Origin of the sequence: Klebsiella sp. MISC125, from assembly GCF_051131775.1 — a bacterium.
Taxonomy (GTDB): Bacteria; Pseudomonadota; Gammaproteobacteria; order Enterobacterales; family Enterobacteriaceae; genus Klebsiella.
The window spans coordinates 2,232,403-2,249,713 of record NZ_CP180448.1 but is presented as its reverse complement, the minus strand read 5'-3'; the positions used below and the strand labels follow the sequence as shown (position 1 = coordinate 2,249,713).

18 protein-coding genes and 2 tRNA genes are annotated in these 17,311 nt (G+C 52.3%); 6 read left to right on the top strand and 14 right to left on the bottom strand.

The window, feature by feature from the left end; all coding sequences use genetic code 11:
• Positions 1-57: 57 nt before the first annotated feature.
• On the top strand, positions 58-990 hold the full coding sequence (locus tag ACMYSL_RS10595; RefSeq protein WP_181485724.1) for a nucleoside recognition domain-containing protein: 933 nt from the start codon (positions 58-60) through the stop codon (positions 988-990).
• Here the strand turns inward: ACMYSL_RS10595 and ACMYSL_RS10590 are convergent.
• Positions 982-2,523: an alpha/beta hydrolase gene (locus tag ACMYSL_RS10590; RefSeq protein ID WP_434662697.1), complete on the bottom strand. Its 1,542-nt coding sequence runs from the start codon at positions 2,521-2,523 to the stop codon at positions 982-984. The genes ACMYSL_RS10595 and ACMYSL_RS10590 overlap by 9 nt on opposite strands.
• A gap of 169 nt (positions 2,524-2,692) precedes the next feature.
• Between ACMYSL_RS10590 and ACMYSL_RS10585 the strand changes: the two genes are divergently transcribed.
• Positions 2,693-2,950 carry a histidine kinase gene (locus ACMYSL_RS10585; RefSeq protein WP_434662696.1) on the top strand — a complete coding sequence of 86 codons (258 nt, stop codon included), beginning with the start codon at positions 2,693-2,695 and terminating at the stop codon, positions 2,948-2,950.
• 132 nt (positions 2,951-3,082) lie between these two features.
• The gene (locus ACMYSL_RS10580; protein ID WP_142512872.1) at positions 3,083-4,537 is read left to right on the top strand and encodes an AMP nucleosidase; all 1,455 of its coding nucleotides are present in this window, start codon (positions 3,083-3,085) and stop codon (positions 4,535-4,537) included.
• 50 nt (positions 4,538-4,587) lie between these two features.
• On the opposite strand, the gene ACMYSL_RS10575 is transcribed toward ACMYSL_RS10580, so the two are convergent.
• The 4 genes from ACMYSL_RS10575 to ACMYSL_RS10560 form a co-directional block, all read right to left on the bottom strand.
• The gene (locus ACMYSL_RS10575) at positions 4,588-5,238 is read right to left on the bottom strand and encodes a LysE family translocator (RefSeq protein WP_434662695.1); all 651 of its coding nucleotides are present in this window, start codon (positions 5,236-5,238) and stop codon (positions 4,588-4,590) included.
• Positions 5,239-5,398: 160 nt separating this feature from the next.
• A tRNA-Asn gene (locus ACMYSL_RS10570) sits at positions 5,399-5,474 on the bottom strand.
• Positions 5,475-5,601: 127 nt separating this feature from the next.
• Positions 5,602-7,038: an EmmdR/YeeO family multidrug/toxin efflux MATE transporter gene (locus tag ACMYSL_RS10565; RefSeq protein ID WP_434662692.1), complete on the bottom strand. Its 1,437-nt coding sequence runs from the start codon at positions 7,036-7,038 to the stop codon at positions 5,602-5,604.
• A gap of 95 nt (positions 7,039-7,133) precedes the next feature.
• Positions 7,134-7,226: a DUF5951 family protein gene (locus tag ACMYSL_RS10560; protein WP_220138898.1), complete on the bottom strand. Its 93-nt coding sequence runs from the start codon at positions 7,224-7,226 to the stop codon at positions 7,134-7,136.
• 6 nt (positions 7,227-7,232) lie between these two features.
• Here ACMYSL_RS10560 and ACMYSL_RS10555 point away from each other — a divergent pair.
• Positions 7,233-7,308 (top strand) — tRNA-Asn (locus ACMYSL_RS10555).
• 132 nt (positions 7,309-7,440) lie between these two features.
• On the opposite strand, the gene ACMYSL_RS10550 is transcribed toward ACMYSL_RS10555, so the two are convergent.
• Both ACMYSL_RS10550 and ACMYSL_RS10545 read right to left on the bottom strand, forming a co-directional pair.
• A complete protein-coding gene (locus ACMYSL_RS10550) occupies positions 7,441-7,743 on the bottom strand; it encodes a helix-turn-helix domain-containing protein (RefSeq protein WP_182239731.1) in 303 nt (100 codons plus the stop codon).
• Between the two features lie 301 nt (positions 7,744-8,044).
• Complete coding sequence (locus ACMYSL_RS10545; protein ID WP_434662689.1) at positions 8,045-8,932, bottom strand: LysR substrate-binding domain-containing protein; 888 nt, start codon at positions 8,930-8,932, stop codon at positions 8,045-8,047.
• Positions 8,933-9,041: 109 nt separating this feature from the next.
• Between ACMYSL_RS10545 and ACMYSL_RS10540 the strand changes: the two genes are divergently transcribed.
• Together ACMYSL_RS10540 and dctP are read left to right on the top strand one after the other, a co-directional pair.
• Positions 9,042-9,632 carry a nuclear transport factor 2 family protein gene (locus ACMYSL_RS10540; protein WP_434662687.1) on the top strand — a complete coding sequence of 197 codons (591 nt, stop codon included), beginning with the start codon at positions 9,042-9,044 and terminating at the stop codon, positions 9,630-9,632.
• Positions 9,633-9,679: 47 nt separating this feature from the next.
• Complete coding sequence (dctP, locus tag ACMYSL_RS10535; RefSeq protein ID WP_434662685.1) at positions 9,680-10,738, top strand: TRAP transporter substrate-binding protein DctP; 1,059 nt, start codon at positions 9,680-9,682, stop codon at positions 10,736-10,738.
• Positions 10,739-10,794: 56 nt separating this feature from the next.
• Here the strand turns inward: dctP and hxlB are convergent, their stop codons facing one another.
• From hxlB to nac, 7 genes are all read right to left on the bottom strand, one after another.
• A complete protein-coding gene (hxlB, locus tag ACMYSL_RS10530; RefSeq protein WP_182239738.1) occupies positions 10,795-11,361 on the bottom strand; it encodes a 6-phospho-3-hexuloisomerase in 567 nt (188 codons plus the stop codon).
• Positions 11,358-11,996, bottom strand: coding sequence for a 3-hexulose-6-phosphate synthase (gene hxlA / locus ACMYSL_RS10525; protein WP_434662683.1), 639 nt, complete (start codon positions 11,994-11,996; stop codon positions 11,358-11,360). Before hxlA ends, hxlB begins: the two co-directional genes overlap by 4 nt.
• A gap of 20 nt (positions 11,997-12,016) precedes the next feature.
• On the bottom strand, positions 12,017-12,958 hold the full coding sequence (locus ACMYSL_RS10520; RefSeq protein ID WP_434662680.1) for a class I mannose-6-phosphate isomerase: 942 nt from the start codon (positions 12,956-12,958) through the stop codon (positions 12,017-12,019).
• 21 nt (positions 12,959-12,979) lie between these two features.
• The gene (locus ACMYSL_RS10515) at positions 12,980-13,738 is read right to left on the bottom strand and encodes a DeoR/GlpR family DNA-binding transcription regulator (protein ID WP_434662678.1); all 759 of its coding nucleotides are present in this window, start codon (positions 13,736-13,738) and stop codon (positions 12,980-12,982) included.
• Positions 13,739-14,119: 381 nt separating this feature from the next.
• Positions 14,120-15,052, bottom strand: a complete 933-nt coding sequence (ldtA, locus tag ACMYSL_RS10510; protein WP_434662676.1) for a L,D-transpeptidase — start codon at positions 15,050-15,052, stop codon at positions 14,120-14,122.
• An 87-nt stretch (positions 15,053-15,139) separates the two neighbouring features.
• A complete protein-coding gene (cbl, locus tag ACMYSL_RS10505) occupies positions 15,140-16,090 on the bottom strand; it encodes an HTH-type transcriptional regulator Cbl (RefSeq protein ID WP_434662673.1) in 951 nt (316 codons plus the stop codon).
• Between the two features lie 106 nt (positions 16,091-16,196).
• On the bottom strand, positions 16,197-17,114 hold the full coding sequence (gene nac, locus ACMYSL_RS10500) for a nitrogen assimilation transcriptional regulator NAC (protein WP_110277387.1): 918 nt from the start codon (positions 17,112-17,114) through the stop codon (positions 16,197-16,199).
• Positions 17,115-17,311 lie beyond the last annotated feature (197 nt).

Below are 17,311 nucleotides of genomic sequence, written 5' to 3'. Positions count from 1 at the left end.
CCTCTGGGATTATGATGGCGCTAATTATCCTTTCTGTCCGCAGTGATTGAGAAATAGATGGATTTCATCAGCATTATTATGTCGGCGGGAAAAACCTCCGTCGACGTGGCGCTTTATACGCTGCTGCCGATCATGGTTGTCATGCTCATCGTGATGAAATATCTGGAAGTGCGCGGGGTCCTGGACGTTATCGTTCGCTGGCTCGCCCCGCTGCTCAAGCCGTTTGGCCTGACCGGAATGAGCGCTTTCGCTCTGATCCAAATGAATTTTGTTAGCTTTGCCGCCCCGCTGGCAACGTTAGCCATCATGGACAAACGCGGCGCTTCTGACCGACAAATGGCCGCCACCCTGGCGATGCTCTTCGCCATGGGACAAGGCAACGTTTTCTATCCGTTAACGCCTTTTGGTTTGCACTGGCTGGCCTCGATAGTCATTTCGATTGTTGGCGGGCTATGTGCCGCGGCGGTGACCTGGCATATCACCGGCCGCAAGCTGTCTATTGTTGAGAATGCGCGGGCCGAAGATCTGCCGAATGCCGAGCAAAATAATCAGGGAATTATCGCGGTTATCAATAGCGCCGGCGCCGATGCCATTCGCCTGGCGCTCGGCGCGGTGCCGATGCTGATCCTGTCGCTGGCTATCGTCGGGTTTATGCAGGCGGCGGGACTCATTGAGATGCTCCAGCGCCTCCTGTTACCGCTGCTGCTGTGGCTGAATATTCCGGTTAACTTCGTGCTCCCGGCGCTGGTCAAATGTGTTGCGGGCGGTACGGCCTATTTCGGTGTGGTTTCTGAACTCGTACAGCAGGGCAAGGTGACGGTTAGCCAGATTAACGCTTCCGCGGGTCTGTTAATCCAGACTTTTGACCTTCCCGGTATCGGCATCTTTTTAGGCGTCAGTTCCCGTTTCGTACGCCTGTTCCGCTTTGCCGCCACCGGAGCTATCGCCGGGATCGCCATTCGCACCATTATGCACGTGACGCTATTCTGAAGCCGCAGCCTCCGGGCGAAGGCAGGCGGCCACATCGGCCTGCTCGCTACAGGCAATATGATGGTTAATTCTCACCATCATCCACGGATAAAACGGGTTGGAGGTGACGCGCATTAGCGTATCCAGCCCGACGCTTAGCGTTGAGGTTTCACCGCGCAGCGAAATTGTGCCAATGCTAATCCCGTAGCGATTCTTCTCTGCCGGTTCACGGCCATACAGCGAGTCGGTCAGCGGGAACGGCACCGCCACGTGCGACAGCGAATACATATCCTGCGGCCAGGCAATATGCAGCGGCGTGACGGTTTCCGTCCGGGTTCCGGCAAGCGTTGTGCGAGCTACCGTTTCGTAGGTGTCGGGAGCGGCATTAGTAATCACCGTAGTGCCGTAGGGGCGCGGCGCGGGCGGCAATAACGTATTCACCGCCGAGTATAACGAGGGCCGGAACAGCGCACGTAAATTCGCCGCCTGGTTAATATCAAAAATCACCAGTTCGCTGCCGTTATCGGGTAAATACCGATAAAGCGAATCCACCACCGCCCGCGTGCTCACCGTTGAGTCCATCACAGACTGGAAGGTCAAAACTGGCGCTAACTCTTCCAGCCGCTGACTTTGCGCTTCCTGGACGATTTGCTGTTGCAGCGCCTGTGATAACAGCCACGACTGCCTGGCCGCCTTAACCGGGAACGAATTGTATTTATAGGGATTAAATTCCGGGACGACGTTCAGCCATGCCGCGCGGGCGAAAGCCGGAAATATCGCGGGTAACCCGGCCAGCCCGGCAAAGCGGGCAAACGCGGTGACGCCAATCATCGGTGACAGCAGGATTATTTGTTGCGGCCGACGCAGCGATTTATCTTCCAGACTATCAAGAGCATATTTGAGCGCCAGCGCCCCGCCGTTAGAGTAGCCAATCACGTGCAGCGGCACGTCTGGCCCCGCCAGCCGCGTTGCTTCACGCACCGCCAGACGCGTGGTGGCAATCCACTCATCCCGATCGACACCGGTCAACGCGCCCGGTGCGGTACCGTGTCCCGGTAACCTCGGCGCAACGGCGATAAACCCCTGCTGCTGATAGCGTTGCGCCAAATAGTGCACGCTGTAGGGGGAATCCGTCAGGCCGTGGAGCAATACCGCAGCGCCGCGCGGTTTGCCCTGCGGCAACAAAATAAAGGAGCGGTTCCAGTCGGGCTGAAACTTATCCGGAAAAACCAGACTTTGCGCGTAAAAACGGTTAATCGCCGTTTTTTCATCGTCGCTCAGCGTATCGGTCACTTTGCTTTTCATATCGCGGAAAATAGCCTCTTCCCGCGCCTGGTATTGGGCAAACGCGGCATGGTCTATCTCGCTGGCAGTCATTTCATCCGCCGTCCAGGTATGCCAGCGGTGCAGCGCCGGACCGCGTTGGGATTCGTAAATACGGCCAATAAAAAAGACAATCACTACTACCACCAGGCCAATCGCCGCCTTCTTTGCCAAAGAGACCATTGTTAAGCCAGACTTATTCAAAAGCCGGGTAAAACGCACCATTGCCATATTTCTGTCCGAATTATCTCTTTGCACGCCAGGGAGGGGTTATTACGCAGACCGAATCAGATCCTGCGATTCTCTTTTTAAACATAGACTAAACCAAGCGGCTATTCTTATTGCCAGAAGAGGAGCAAACATTAATTATCGCCCAAATGTAACAGCTCAGGGATAAAAAATGGAATGGTGGGTTAAGAAAGTACGCAAGGAGTCGGCGTCAGCGCACACCACAGTGGTCTTACAAAGCGGCCAGTTAATGATTATTGCCGAAATCACCCTCTGCCGCCGCCGTTTGCAGGAAGGTGACAAGCTAACGCCGCTGGCGAACGCGTTGTATTGCATTAATGGTGATAAGGCTTTAACGGTAAAAGTGCTCAATGCCACGCACTTTAGTGCTGAACGTTGGGCTAACATCGACAATATTGTCGCGAATTAATCAGCGTATACCATCATCAACTGCTTCTAATCTCAGTACTTTCTTAACTAAACAGGTGAAATTCTCCGACGCATATTCCAGTCTGTGACATACTAAGCAAAACGTCAGCAGAGCAGAAACAAGGAGTAAGTCATGAACCAGCAAGCCGCCAGGCTGACCCCAGAACAGGCGCTTACGCAACTCGAAGCGCTGTATGAGAAATCGGTCACTGCGCTGCGTAAAGCCATCGGCGAATATATCAACCATAATACTCTGCCCGATAATAACGCCCGCGCCGCAGGGTTATTCGTCTACCCGCAGCTGTCGGTTTCATGGGACGGTGCCGAGCATAAAGCCTTAAAAACTCGCGCCTGGGGCCGCTTCACCCATAGCGGTTGCTATACCACCACCATTACTAACCCTAAACTGTTTCGCACCTATCTGCTGGAACAGCTCACCATGTTGTATCAGGACTACGATGCCTGTATCTCCGTCGAGCTATCGCAGCATGAAATTCCCTATCCGTACGTCATCGATGGCTCTGAATTAACGCTCGATCGCTCGATGAGCGCCGGTCTGACCCGCTTTTTCCCGACCACCGAGCTGTCGCAGATTGGCGATGAAACCGCCGATGGTCTGTTCCATTCGACCGAGTACTACCCGCTTTCACACTTCGACGCTCGCCGCGTTGATTTCTCGCTGGCGCGCCTGCGCCACTACACCGGTACGCCGGTTGACCATTTCCAGCCGTATATGCTGTTTACCAACTATACCCGCTATGTCGATGAGTTCGTGCGCTGGGGTTGTAGTCAGATCCTTGATCCCGATAGCCCATACATCGCCCTCTCCTGCGCGGGCGGGATCTGGATAACGGCGGATACGCAAGCCCCGGAAGAGGCGATTTCCGATCTGGCGTGGAAAAAGCACCAGATGCCTGCCTGGCACCTTATCACCAAAGACGGACAGGGGATCACGCTGATTAATATTGGTGTAGGCCCGGCGAATGCTAAAAATATCTGCGATCATTTAGCGGTGCTGCGCCCGGACGTCTGGTTGATGATTGGCCACTGCGGCGGCCTGCGTGAAAGCCAGACCATTGGCGACTACGTGCTCGCCCATGCCTATCTGCGCGACGACCATGTGCTGGATGCGGTACTACCACCGGATATCCCTATTCCGAGCATCGCCGAAGTCCAGCGCGCGCTCTACGACGCCACTAAACAGGTCAGCGGGATGCCCGGTGAAGAGGTTAAGCAACGTCTGCGTACCGGAACGGTGGTCACTACTGACGATCGTAACTGGGAGCTGCGCTACTCGGCCTCCGCGCTGCGCTTTAATCTCAGTCGTGCAGTGGCTATCGATATGGAAAGCGCCACTATCGCCGCGCAGGGTTACCGCTTCCGCGTCCCCTACGGCACCCTGCTTTGTGTGTCCGATAAACCGCTTCACGGCGAGATTAAGTTACCAGGTCAGGCCAACCGCTTCTATGAAGGGGCGATTTCCGAGCATTTGCAGATTGGTATTCGAGCAATTGACCTGCTGCGTGCCGAAGGCGATCACATGCACTCGCGTAAGCTGAGAACCTTTAACGAACCGCCGTTCCGTTAATCAGCACTTCCCTGCACAGCCACGACCGTGCAGGGAATTCTTATGCATATTTACTTCATCGCACCCGATGATGTGCTTCCACCCAGCAGCATCTTCAGCCCAAGCCCGATCATAACCAGTCCGGTGAAACGCTCCTGCCATTTAAGAAATCCAGGATGCTTACCAAGCCATGCGCCAAAAGTGCCTGAAGCAAACGCGACAGAGCCAAGAGACACTATCCCGGTTAGTTTCTGAATCGTTCCCAGAATAAGAAGCTGCAACCAAATCGGACCAACGGCAGGATTAACAAACTGCGGAAGAAACGCGAACATAAAGAGCAATGATTTTGGGTTTGTCAGGCTATTGATTGCCCCCTGCTTAACCGCCTCACACCCGGTGATCCGTACCGTCTCTTTTATCTTCGTATCCGCCCCCGAACTCGCCAGCATTTTGACGCCAAGCCAAATCAGGTAGGCGGCTCCGGCCCAGCGCAGAAGATCGAGCGCTATCGGCCACGCATGAACGAGCGAAACTAATCCCAGAACGAGAAATGAAACCTGTACGAAACCAGCAACAAAAACATTGCCGAGCACCGTCAGAAAGGCAATACGCCGCCCCTGGCCGATACCTCTGGCAATTGTCAGCATCATATCTGGCCCTGGAGAAATTTCTAACAAAAACAATGCAAAAAGAAAGGTCAAAAAGGTTTCAACGGTTGGCATAGTCAGGCCATACAAAATTGAGTGTGCCAATAGATTAGCCCTCAACGGCAAACGCCCCAATAACTTTTAACGGCACGGGTGATAGAGAGTGTGTAAATAGCCTGGAACGGCTAAAAGCAAAAAGCCCGCTTAAGTTTCCTTAAGCGGGCTTCTCTAAATATGGCTCCTCTGACTGGACTCGAACCAGTGACATACGGATTAACAGTCCGCCGTTCTACCGACTGAACTACAGAGGAATCGTGTGAACGGGGCGAATATTAACGATCGCGCCCAACCTTGTCAAAGGCTGTTTTCCACATTTCAAACCGTTTGTCGAATTATTCCCCACTTTGGGCAAAAAGTACCGTTTTGCCTACATTGAGTTTACGTTTCTTCAGTTTGCGCCTTGCGTCGCGGATACTTCCACAACCAACGCCCACTGACCATTCGGCAATAAAACAGCACGCCACGGACTGCCCAATCGAGCACCATTCCCAACCAAACCCCTACCACGCCCATCCCGAGCACAATCCCTAGCGTGTAGCCCGCCACCACGCGACAGCCCCACATGCCCAGCATCGATACCCACATGGTATAGCGCACGTCACGCGCACCTTTAAAAGCGCACGGCAGCGTCCAGGCCATCGCCCAAATCGGCATAAAGAAGGCGTTCAGCCACAATAGTTCTTTGACTACAACTTTGACATCGTCTTCGCTGGTATAGAACGAGGCGATCAGGCTGGCAAATGGCGCGGTCCCCCAGGCAATCAACGTCAGGATAATCGTTGACAACCAAAAGACGTGCCACGCCTGACGCTCTGCCTGCCCTATTTGCCCTTTTCCAAGACGTTTACCGGTAATAATCGTTGATGCCGAACCGAGGGCGTTCCCCGGCAGGTTGATCAATGCCGCCACCGAGAAAGCGATAAAGTTACCGGCAATCACATTTGTTCCCATACCAGCAACGAACATCTGCGTCAGCAGTTTGCCGCCATTGAACAAAACGGACTCAATACTGGCGGGAATGCCAATCCCCATCACTTCCCAAATAATGGCGAAGTTAAACGGCTTAAAATAACTCTTCAGCGAAATCCGCAGAGCCGGGTTAAAACCGATCATTAATACCCAAATGGTTGCCACGGCACCAATATAGCGGGCAATGGTTAGCCCAAGACCTGCGCCGACAAATCCCAGACCTGGCCAGGAAAAAATGCCGTAAATCAGGATACTGCTGATGATGATATTGAGAATGTTCATCCCGCCGTTAATGATCAGCGGAATTTTGGTTGTCCCTGCTCCGCGCAGCGCGCCGCTGCCGATAAGGGCAATTGCCGCCGCCGGGTAGCTCAACACCGTCAGCTCAAGATAGTTCAGGGCCAGACCTTTTACCTGTTCTGTGGCATCCCCGGCGACAACATTAATAATCTGCTCACCGAAGGCGTGTATCACCACCGCCAGAATGATGGAAAACAGCGTCATGATGGCCAGCGACTGTCGCGCGGCTGCTCTTGCTCGTTTCCGGTCACGTTTGCCCAGACTAAACGCCACCACCACCGTCGTCCCCAGGTCGATCGCCGCAAAGAATGAGAGGATCACCATATTGAAGCTATCAGCCAGGCCCACGCCCGCCATCGCTTCTTTACCCAGCCAACTGACCAAAAAGGTACTCAGTACGCCCATCAGCAAAACGCAGGCGTTTTCCAGCAGAATCGGTACCGCAAGAGGGCTGATTTCACGCCAGTAAAGGACGCGGTAGCTCTTGCGTTTTTTGAACCAGGACGTACGTTCGACAGCCTGGCGTAATGCGGAGGTGACGTTCAAGGGAGACCTTAGTGAGAAAAGTTGAAACTACATTTCAAATGATGATAGAGAAAAGCTAATCCTGCAAAGCATTTTTCCCGATGAATTGTCGGTAATTACGACAAATTGTTGATGGATACGCCAGTTGAAAGGCGGATGGCGAATTGATGTTTGACAAAAGTTTTTTCGCCGCTAAGATACGACTCCACAACGATTCCTCTGTAGTTCAGTCGGTAGAACGGCGGACTGTTAATCCGTATGTCACTGGTTCGAGTCCAGTCAGAGGAGCCATACATAGAAAAGCCTGCTTTCGAGCAGGCTTTTTGCTTTTCAGATAATGCCGTTACCCGCCGGGCTTAATACATTTGCCAGAAGACTTCTCTCCTGACTGGATGACATGGAAATGTGGGCCAGAGCCAGTATTTACAGTACAAACCCGTAATGCGACCCATCCGGCAGCTCAACATTGAGGCTTAGCTTACCGCCCGCCGCTTCAACGTAACGTTTGAGCGTGGAGAGCTTCAGGTCGCGGCCCGGTTTTTCCATTCCCGCGACGGTCGGCTGCTTGATACCTAATTCCTGCGCCATTTCCACCTGCGTTTTCTGCACCCTCTCACGCAACTCAGCAAGATGAATATTGAGCAAAATATCCTTAGCCATAGCCTGGGCTTCGGCCACAACTTCAGGTTTTTCATCCGCAATAAGCTGTTCCAGCGTTCTGCCCATCGCGTTACTCCTTCTCTTTTAATGTGTTCAGCCAGTTCGTGTATTCCCGGTCAGTATCGTTGAGCAAAGTAAACCAGCGATCAAACGTATCCGTTGTTTTAATCGTCCACACGAGAACTCCTTATAAAATATAGCTCATATACTATATAGGTTTAAATCTATAAAGGAGTGTGCCGCAGAGATATGAGGGATGCATGCGCCTCTGATCAAAAGCTGAAGGCGCATTCGAATATTTCAGTGAACAACGTGCAAGGTATTCACCATCTTACGACCGGGGCCGAAAAAACAGCTCAGGGAATTTTCACCTACCCGCGTTTTCACGCGCTATCTGCAGAAATGCCTGCACGGCGCCATTATTCTCCTTCCGCCTGCTGATAAGCATCAGATTCGCCGACAGTTCCGACGCATCCAGTGGCCGGTATACCAACCCCGGAATACTCACATGTTTCAGCGGATCGGGCACCAGCGCCAGCCCCTGCCCGGCGGCGGCGAGCGCCAGCACGCTAAGGGTGCTGGCGGTGCAATGAGCAATACGCGGCGCATGGCCCATAATCGTGGTGAGCGCCGTATAAAGCGGCTCATCAGCACCATGGGTGTCATAGAAAATGAGTGGTTCCTCAACCAGCATCGCTATCGTCAGAGCCGCCTGACTGGCCAGCGGATGATCATCAGCCATCGCGACCTGGCGGTGCCAGAGACCAACCTCTTCCGCCATTAGCGCTGAATCATGGATCTTGCTGTGATCGGGGGTATAACCAACGTCGAGCTGACCCGCCAAGATGGCATCGGCTTGCAGTAGAGGTGCGACTTCACTCACTACCAAATCAGCATCAGGATAGGTTCTGCGAAAAGCGCGCAGATCGTTGGTTAATCTGCCGCTAAATACAGCATTACCCGCAAAGCCAACGCGCACATGGCCCGTTTCACCGCGTATCGACCGCTGTACGGTTAGTCGGGTGCGTTCGGCCTGTTCCAGCGTCCGCCGTGCTTCGGTCTGCAATAGCAGCCCGGCTTCGGTTAGCTCAACTTTGCGACTGGTGCGCACAAACAGCGGGCCGCCCAGTTCCTCTTCCAGCGCTTTGATTTGCATACTCAGCGCAGGCTGGACGATATGCAGGCGCTGGGCAGCGCGGCCGAAATGGCCTTCTTCGGCAACGGCCAGAAAGTAGCGCAGGTGGCGTAGATCCATGCGTCAGCTCCATCATCAAATAAAATGATTAATCAGTCATATCTATCTATTTGAGTTTATCGCTATTCACGACGAAACTGAAATCCGTCAACTAACCGGAGTACATGTTATGCACAATCTTCTCGACGATCGCCTGCAAATCACCGACCTTCTCACCGGCTGGATGCACCGCGATCTGGGTGAATGGGACCAACTGCGCAATCTGTTTCACCCGGACGGCACCATCGAAATCACCTGGTTTGAGGGGCTCGCCAGCGATTTTGTTGACGGCTCAATGCGGATGGGAGCGTCGGATGTGCGCACCAAACATCTGATCGGTACGCCGGTGGTGACATTCAATGCCGAGGCGACAAGGGCGATTGTTGAAACCAATGCGATGATTATCGGCGAGAACGTTAAGCTGAATCTGGGCTGCATTGGTCATAACCGCTTCTATGATATGGCGGAAAAGCGCGCTGGCGTATGGAAACTGTTTCACCGCCAGAGTATTTACGATATGGCCAGCTTCACTTTTCCGCTCGGCGTGGTCCCGGTTGACCAAAGTACGGTGGAGAAATATCCGCGCGAATACGCAGCGCTGGCTTACCTGCTGGAAAAAAGCGGCTTTCCGGTTCAGCGCGTTTTTGCCACGCGCGGTAGTATTCTCGAACAACAAATGAAAGCCGACGGAAAACGCTGGCTATCCGGGCAGCCGATCTGATCGGTCGCCAACATCCCTCATTAATATCAGCAACGCAAAGGAAATGTATGCAACCCACTAAACCAATCGGAAAATATCTGGCAATCCTGCTCGCCGCCCTGCTGCTGCCCACCGCAGCTTCGGCCGCGCAAACCCTGACCTACAGCGACCATGAACCGCTGGGAGGAATGCGCACCCGCTTTATCAATGACGTGCTCTTCCCCGCCATTGAGAAGGAATCTGACGGGCGACTGAAAATAGAGGCGCATTGGGGAGGCGAACTCAGTAACGGCTACGATGCGTTACGCAACGTCGGCAAAGAAAGGAAGGCGGATATGGCGATTGTCGTGCCCGAATATGCCTCCGACGCGCTGCCGCTAAACCAGATCTTTAAAAGCTTTCCCGTCGGCCCTGCCGGTGAGCAACAGGTGGCCTTCTTCCGCCGCGTTTACGCTGATATCCCGGCATTCCCGGCAGAGCTTGAGAAAAACAACGTGGTGAGCATTTTTCTCGCTACCGGTTACCCGCTCTCCTTTTTCAGTGCTAAGCCAATGGCGACGCTGAACTATATCAAAGGAGGGACATGGCGATCCGCCAGCTTCTGGCAGCGGGACTTTTTGCAAAGCGCCGGGGCTAAACCGGTGACCATGCCCTGGGGTGAAGAAACCTACAACGCGCTGAAAAGCGGCGCTATCGACGGCATGATGCTGAACGTAGACAGCGGCTACGAGCTAAAGGCATACCAGTTCGCGCCCAACGTGCTGATCTCCAAAGATCTGTGGCTGGGGCATCTCTATATTTTGACGATGAACAAACAGACCTGGAACATGCTTCCTTCTGAAGATCGGGCCGCCATTGGGCGTGCTGCGCAAACGGCATATCAATCCCTGGGGTCGGTGATGGACAGCAGTTTTAGCACCCAGATAGAGGACTTACGCAAAGCAGGCGCAACGGTGCGCGTTCTGCAACCGCAAGAGGTCGCGCAATGGGAAACCGCTACCCGCTACCGGTCAGGGCAAGATAAGTGGGTAAAAGAGCAGGAAGCAAAAGGCGTCAAAGATGCAGGAACGGTGATGGAACAGGTCAACGCCATCATGGATGAAACGATGCCGAAAAAAGTGCCCTGATACTGGCAGGCCCCCTTCATCAATATCAAGGGGGCCTACGAATCCAACTCACGCATCTATTCCAGGTTGGCGTGACGTCCGAACATCGTATCGCTTGTCTGATGTACACGAAGCATTAACGTCATAATCATCGCGTCATAGACCACAAGGGATAACTGTTCAAAGCCTGAGCCCATTGGCTGAATGCTTGCGCGCTGCGGCTCACCTGCGAGGACTTTCGGCGAAGCGCCAGGCAGCACGCAAACCGCATCGGCCAGATTCGCAATAGTTGAACCCGGAGCCATGGTAATAAGCGCAACGTTGAGATGATTGTTTTTCGCTTTTTGCGACATTGCGACCAGGCTCTGCGTTTCACCCGAGCCCGAACCAATAATTAACAGGTCTCCTTCCTTCGCAAAGGTGGTGGTCACATCGCCAATAACCTGAACATTAAAGCCCAGATGCATCAGACGGTTGGCGAATGCGCGGATGACCAGCCCGGAACGACCTGCGCCCGCGAGGAAAATACGCCTGGCCGCCACGATTTCATCCAGAAATGAGTTAAACCCTTCGGCTTCAATCAAATCAGCATTACGCGTCAGCTCACCAAGAATCTCCTTTACGTTCTCGATTACGTCGCTCATTGCGCAGCCTCCTTTAAAGCCCCGGCAATCAGCCGTGCTTCTCGCTCGGGATCCTGAGCATTGAGGATACCGCTGCCAACAATCACGATATCCGGACGAAACGCCAGGTAGCTTTTAATGGTTTTACTGCTGATGCCACCGGCAACGGCAATTTGTGTTTTTTTAACATGACGACGCAGTTCCGCCAGATCCTGTAAAGGCGTCCGACCGCTTGCCTGCTGATCGGCTCCGGTGTGTACGGCGATAACATCCACGCCCAGCGCTTCCAGCGTCGGGACACGGGACACAAAGTCAGTCACGCAAATCATATCGACCAGTACTTTCTTACCCTGCTTTTTAGCCTGGTCTACACAGCCCTTAATAGTCAGATCATCCGTAACGGCCAGAACGGTGACGTAATCTGCACCAACATCATAGGCCAGCTTTGCCTCATAACCACCCGCATCCATAATTTTGGCATCGCACAGTACTTCTTTATCAGGAAATGTATTTTTTAACTGTTTTACGGCTTCACGCCCGGCATCAATAAGAAACGGCGTCCCTACTTCAATAATATCGATATATTTTTCTAATGTTTTCACTGCGGATAATGCCTGAGCAAGGTTCAGCTCATCAATAGCGAGTTGTAGTTTCATGGAGATGTTCCTTTGATATGTTATTCGTTTTCATAGCTGGCAATAAAGCAATCCATTCCTCCCTGAAAAAAGAGATCGCCAAAGCTATCGGGGACAAAAATTGTTTCGCCTTTTTTAATCTCTACGCCATTAATATAACCATCACCTTCAACTACGGTAATAAAAGAAAAACGAGGCTGTGAATAGTGACCTGCGGTTACGGTTTTCAGGCGAGTTAACGTGTACAGACCCGGTTCATTCCAGTAGTGGGTTAATATACAACCAGCTTCCTCAGTGCTATCAAACCACTGAAAGTTTTTGCTATCGTCTGGCACAACGACATTATCGATAACCTTATTAATATGCAATTCACGTTCATGTCCCGTGGTGGGATCGATGCGATGGTAGTCAAATAAGCGATAGGTCAGGTCCGCATTGCGCGAAATATTATAAGTCAGAACATCTTTGCCAATAGCGTGCAGCGTCCCGGCAGGAATATCCAGGTACCAGTCTTTTTTGGCCGGGATATAACGAACCAGCTTATCGAACGCGTGGCTTTCGCTCAGTTGCTTAAACTCTTCCCGAGATTTGGCATAATGCCCAAAGGCGATACGACCATCAGCAGGCGTATCCAGAATGACCCACGCCTCCGGCTTACCGCGAGAACTATCGTGCTGCAACGCGTAGGCATCGTCCGGGTGAAGTTGTACGGACAGATCGTCCAGCGGATCGAGAATATTGACCCGAATCGGCAATTGCGCGGTATCACAATTAAACCATTCTGGTTTTTCTCTATAGAGCTGTGAAAGCGTTTTGCCCGTGCCGCTTACCAGACAGTCAGCCTGGCCCGGCAAAGCCACGACATTATAGACTTCGCCAACGGGGGTTATCTCTGTTTTATAGCCATAACGTTCTTTCAATCTCTCTCCGCCCCATATACGTGGCTCGAAGAAAGGCTCAACTTTTAAAAGTTGCTTTTCCATATATCACCTCAGATTGCTATTTTATGGATGTAACATTTTCAGGGTTTCAGGAAATAATATTTTCTCTTCCTTTTTAAGTGGACGCTCAATGATAAAAGAGTCAAAGGCGCTGAAGGATGAATACATATACATCCCGGCCTGTTGAAATTTACTACTGTCAGCCATCAGGACCGACATTTTCGCACAGGACATAGCCGTTTCTTTAATATCCAGCTCGCGAAAGGATCGTATCGACGGACCCTCGCGGTGAAAACCATCACAAGCCATAAAGGCAATATCAACTTTAACCTGCTGAAACGCTCTTCGCGCCCAACTACCGACATAAGAATAACTTGCCTGGCGCAATTCCCCTCCGGTAACCAAAAGCTGATTACGGGTATTTTGCAGAATCTGCGCAGCAATCATTGAATTGGTCACAATCGTCAGGTCGTCGCGTAAATTCAGCTGTTTCGCCAGCTGCGCGACGGTGGCGCCTGAATCAAGAAAAACCACTCCGCGTTCAGGAATAAGACTCGCAGCCAGCAAAGCTATTTGTGTTTTCGCCTCAATATCCTTCCCTTCCTTTACGGTATAAGGATTTTCAAGATAGGAGCTGGAAGGCGTCACAAATCCGTGCCCCTTTTCAAGGATTTTCATTTCCTGAAGCCAGGCAATATCTTTACGGACGGTTTCCGTCGTGACGCCCAGCATTTCGGCTAAATCATTCACTTTAGCATGACCATGAGAAACAACATGGTTGATAATCCGATTCTTACGATCATGATCGATTGGCTTAGCCATAAAACACCCGCGATAAAACAAACAATAACAAAATTATTAATCTTTGATTGTCGGTCAGCCAAGGCATTATTAGCTTGGTTTTATACGCGAATATTTAAAAAATCATTATACATCAACACAATATAACTTTGTTTTAAGTTGGTTTTATTTTGTTTTTAAAATAAGACGATTAAATACAAGCGGATGAAATTTATAGGAGATTAAGATTTTATTTTCCTGAATTGCAGGTTTCGCCCAAAAAATGATGAGTTTTATTCAGCGGGAGGGAACATTGCGGTTTAGGGTCAGCTGTGTTCGGTAAATCACCCTGACAGCCAACAGCGCCCAACAATAAAGGGCGCTTTCTTTGAATTATTGACTCAGTTCAGCTACGGGGAAAGGTTAAAAATGACTACCGGTATGGGTAGAAGACGTCGCGATCTCCACCGGCATACCAGAACGACGCTCAAGCGCCTGCTCCGCGCGATTCATATCAACCCCCTCACCTTTCACAAAAGCCTGAATGGCGGTCGTTGTCGGTAGCGGAACCTTTCTGTCGGATTCATATTCCGCGCGATTACGCGACAATGGCTCATGGACTTCAACCCAACGGCTACCATCCGGTTCGGTGGTGTATTTCACCGGCTGATCGATTATTTGCACGCGGGTCCCCACCGGCACGGTGTCAAACAGGTATTTAATATCATCGTTACGCAGGCGGATGCAGCCCTGGCTCACGCGCAGACCAATACCGAAATTGGCATTGGTGCCGTGAATGGCGTAGAGCCTGCCGATATAAATTGCGTACAGCCCCATCGGGTTATCCGGACCGGCCGGAACAAACGCAGGCAAACTTTCGCCTCGACTGGCGTATTCACGACGGGTATTGGCAGTCGGCGTCCATGACGGCGCTTCCTGCTTGCGTTCGACCGTAGTCACCCAGTTGCGCGGCGTTTCTCGCCCTGCCTGGCCAATGCCAATCGGCAGAATCTCAACCGTTGCACCATCGGGGGGGTAGTAATAGAGGCGCATTTCAGCAACGTTGATCACGATGCCGTTGCGTACCGTGGCGGGTAGAATAACCTGCTGTGGTATTACCAGCGTGGACCCCGATTTCGGCAGGAACACATCGACGCCAGGGTTGGCCTCAAGCATGTTGCTCAGGCCCTGACCGTACTGAGCGGCAAACGCCTCCAGCGGCTGGGTATTGCTTTGCGGAACAGTGATGGTCAGCGGGCTGCCCACCAGACGGCTTCCTTCCGGCGGTAACGGGTAGCTCACCGCCAGAGCGCTCTGGCTGGTGAGGATCATAATAAGAGAACAAAGCAGTTTCATACGCCGCACAATTTCCCTTCCTCTGTGGCGACAATCGTGAATGAATTATAGCTTTGTTTACTACCTCATACCCTGATTATCAGCCAGCTAAATTTGATAATCGATCGCCGCCTCTTCCGGTTCCATCGCCTGGCGTTTAATTTCATCCAGAGACAGGCCCGCATTGCACAGCTCGATAAAGCGCCAGACGTAGTTACGCTGCAGCTGTCCGCGCTTAAGGCCTAACCAGACGGTGTTGGCATCAAACAAATGGCGGGTTTCCAGACGGGTAAAGGTATCAGACTCGCGGGTATCGCCCGACTGCTCTGCGACCAGCCCTACCCCGAGACCGAGCTCAACGTAGGTTTTAATCACATCGGAGTCCTGAGCGCTCAGCACAATATCCGGCACCAGGCCTTTACGGTTGAAGGCTTCATCAATACGCGAACGCCCGGTAATTCCCTGACGGTAGGTGATCAGCGGCCAGCGGGAAATAGCTTCCAGCGTTAAGGGCACAACCTGAGTTAACGGGTGATCTTTTGGCACCAGCAGGCTGTGGTGCCAACGGAACCAGGGGAAAGCCACCAGCGTCGGATCATTGCTCAAGCGCTCGCTGGCGATACCGATATCCGCGCCGCCGTTGTGCAGCAGCGTCTCAATTTCCTGCGGTGTCCCCTGAACCAGCTCAAGACGCACGTCAGAAAAGAGTTCACGAAAAGCTTTAATCACCGGCGGCAGGCTATAGCGCGCCTGCGTGTGCGTCGTTGCGATGGTTAAGACGCCGGACGCATCGTTGGTAAACAGGTCAGCCAGACGACGGACGTTGCTGGCTTCGTTGAGAATACGCTCAGCAATTGATAGCAGCGCCTTGCCCGGCTCCGTCATCCCCAGAAGACGTTTACCGCGGCGGATAAAGATCTCGATCCCCAGCTCTTCTTCCAGTTCACGAATATGACGGCTGACGCCCGATTGCGATGTGTAGAGCATATTGGCGACCTCCGTCAGGTTGTAATCCTGACGGGCCGCTTCACGAATAATTTTAAGTTGCTGGAAATTCACCCTTTCCTCCGGGCTATCAGACATAACATATGCTCTATTGTTAAAGTCTGTTGTCCTTGCTAACAAATAATAAAAACCAGCAACTTATTCCTTTAAGGAATATAGACTAACTCACTAACAGCAATTCACGGTTTTCAAGCGACGGACGGCTCACAAGCGACATCAAAATCTCCTTCACGGCCTGTGCCTGCGGCGACAAACTACCACGCGCTGACATATTCAATGAGAGTGAGAGACTCATTGACGGCGTACTGATACGCGCCATCCAGCCGTTAGCCGCACCACACAGTGAACGCGCAGCAGACTCCGGCAATACGGTCACACCCATTCCGCTGGCAATCGCCGCCGTCAAGGTTGTGATTGATTCAATTTCACCAATAATTTTTGCTGAGAGACGACGTAGAGTGAAGGCTTCAGTGACCCGCGCACGCACGGCGCTGTAATCGCGCGGCAGGAACAGATTCATCTCTGCGACGGCGGTCAGATCGATACTCTGACCCGGGCAGTCTCGGGTGCCGACCAGGTAAAGATCTTCTTTCAACAACGGCTGGCTGATGATCCCGGCGACCGGAGAACGTTCGTAGAGCACCGCCATATCCAGTTGCCCTTCAATCAGCTTGTCATTGAGGATAGTGCCGCTGCTTTCCTGCAAATAGACCATCACTTCCGGAAGTTCGTTACGCACCGTTTGCAACAGAGGCATGGTAATTGCCGAAGCCGCCGTTCCCGGAGCGAGGCCAATTGACACCTGACCGCTCAGGGTCTGCCCGACATTGTTGACCGCCAGTTGAGCCTGTTCACACTGGCGTAGAATGGTACGGGCATGGGTATAGAGGATCTTGCCCGCTTCGGTCGGTGTGACGCCGCGCTTGGTACGGATCAACAGTTGCTGATCCAGTTCGCCTTCCAGGGTCGCAACCTGCTGACTCAACGCCGGTTGTGCGATGTGCAAGACTTCAGCGGCCTGGGTCAGACTGCCGATATCGACGATTTTTACAAAATACTTCAGTCGTCTTAAGTTCATTTTGCCTCCTGTAAGGAACACCAGTGCCAACGCTGGCTGTTTAGATACAGAAGGTTTTGCAATTTGCTTGCCAGTTTTTTATACCCGGCGCAAACGCCGCTGTGAGCCGCGTAATAAGGGATACTGATAGCAAGCCACGATTTTGTTGCCCGGTAAGCGGATTGCGATATGCCCCATTAGGGGTATAAATGCACTAC

What these genes read in the sequence shown, in the direction of transcription:
- ACMYSL_RS10595 (WP_181485724.1), top strand. Translation starts at nt 58, where the DNA reads ATGGATTTCATCAGCATTATTATGTCGGCGGGAAAAACCTCCGTCGAC.
- ACMYSL_RS10590 (WP_434662697.1), bottom strand. Translation starts at nt 2,523, where the DNA reads ATGGCAATGGTGCGTTTTACCCGGCTTTTGAATAAGTCTGGCTTAACA.
- ACMYSL_RS10585 (WP_434662696.1), top strand. Translation starts at nt 2,693, where the DNA reads ATGGAATGGTGGGTTAAGAAAGTACGCAAGGAGTCGGCGTCAGCGCAC.
- ACMYSL_RS10580 (WP_142512872.1), top strand. Translation starts at nt 3,083, where the DNA reads ATGAACCAGCAAGCCGCCAGGCTGACCCCAGAACAGGCGCTTACGCAA.
- ACMYSL_RS10575 (WP_434662695.1), bottom strand. Translation starts at nt 5,238, where the DNA reads ATGCCAACCGTTGAAACCTTTTTGACCTTTCTTTTTGCATTGTTTTTG.
- ACMYSL_RS10550 (WP_182239731.1), bottom strand. Translation starts at nt 7,743, where the DNA reads ATGGGCAGAACGCTGGAACAGCTTATTGCGGATGAAAAACCTGAAGTT.
- ACMYSL_RS10545 (WP_434662689.1), bottom strand. Translation starts at nt 8,932, where the DNA reads ATGGATCTACGCCACCTGCGCTACTTTCTGGCCGTTGCCGAAGAAGGC.
- ACMYSL_RS10540 (WP_434662687.1), top strand. Translation starts at nt 9,042, where the DNA reads ATGCACAATCTTCTCGACGATCGCCTGCAAATCACCGACCTTCTCACC.
- dctP (WP_434662685.1), top strand. Translation starts at nt 9,680, where the DNA reads ATGCAACCCACTAAACCAATCGGAAAATATCTGGCAATCCTGCTCGCC.
- hxlB (WP_182239738.1), bottom strand. Translation starts at nt 11,361, where the DNA reads ATGAGCGACGTAATCGAGAACGTAAAGGAGATTCTTGGTGAGCTGACG.
- hxlA (WP_434662683.1), bottom strand. Translation starts at nt 11,996, where the DNA reads ATGAAACTACAACTCGCTATTGATGAGCTGAACCTTGCTCAGGCATTA.
- ACMYSL_RS10520 (WP_434662680.1), bottom strand. Translation starts at nt 12,958, where the DNA reads ATGGAAAAGCAACTTTTAAAAGTTGAGCCTTTCTTCGAGCCACGTATA.
- ACMYSL_RS10515 (WP_434662678.1), bottom strand. Translation starts at nt 13,738, where the DNA reads ATGGCTAAGCCAATCGATCATGATCGTAAGAATCGGATTATCAACCAT.
- ldtA (WP_434662676.1), bottom strand. Translation starts at nt 15,052, where the DNA reads ATGAAACTGCTTTGTTCTCTTATTATGATCCTCACCAGCCAGAGCGCT.
- nac (WP_110277387.1), bottom strand. Translation starts at nt 17,114, where the DNA reads ATGAACTTAAGACGACTGAAGTATTTTGTAAAAATCGTCGATATCGGC.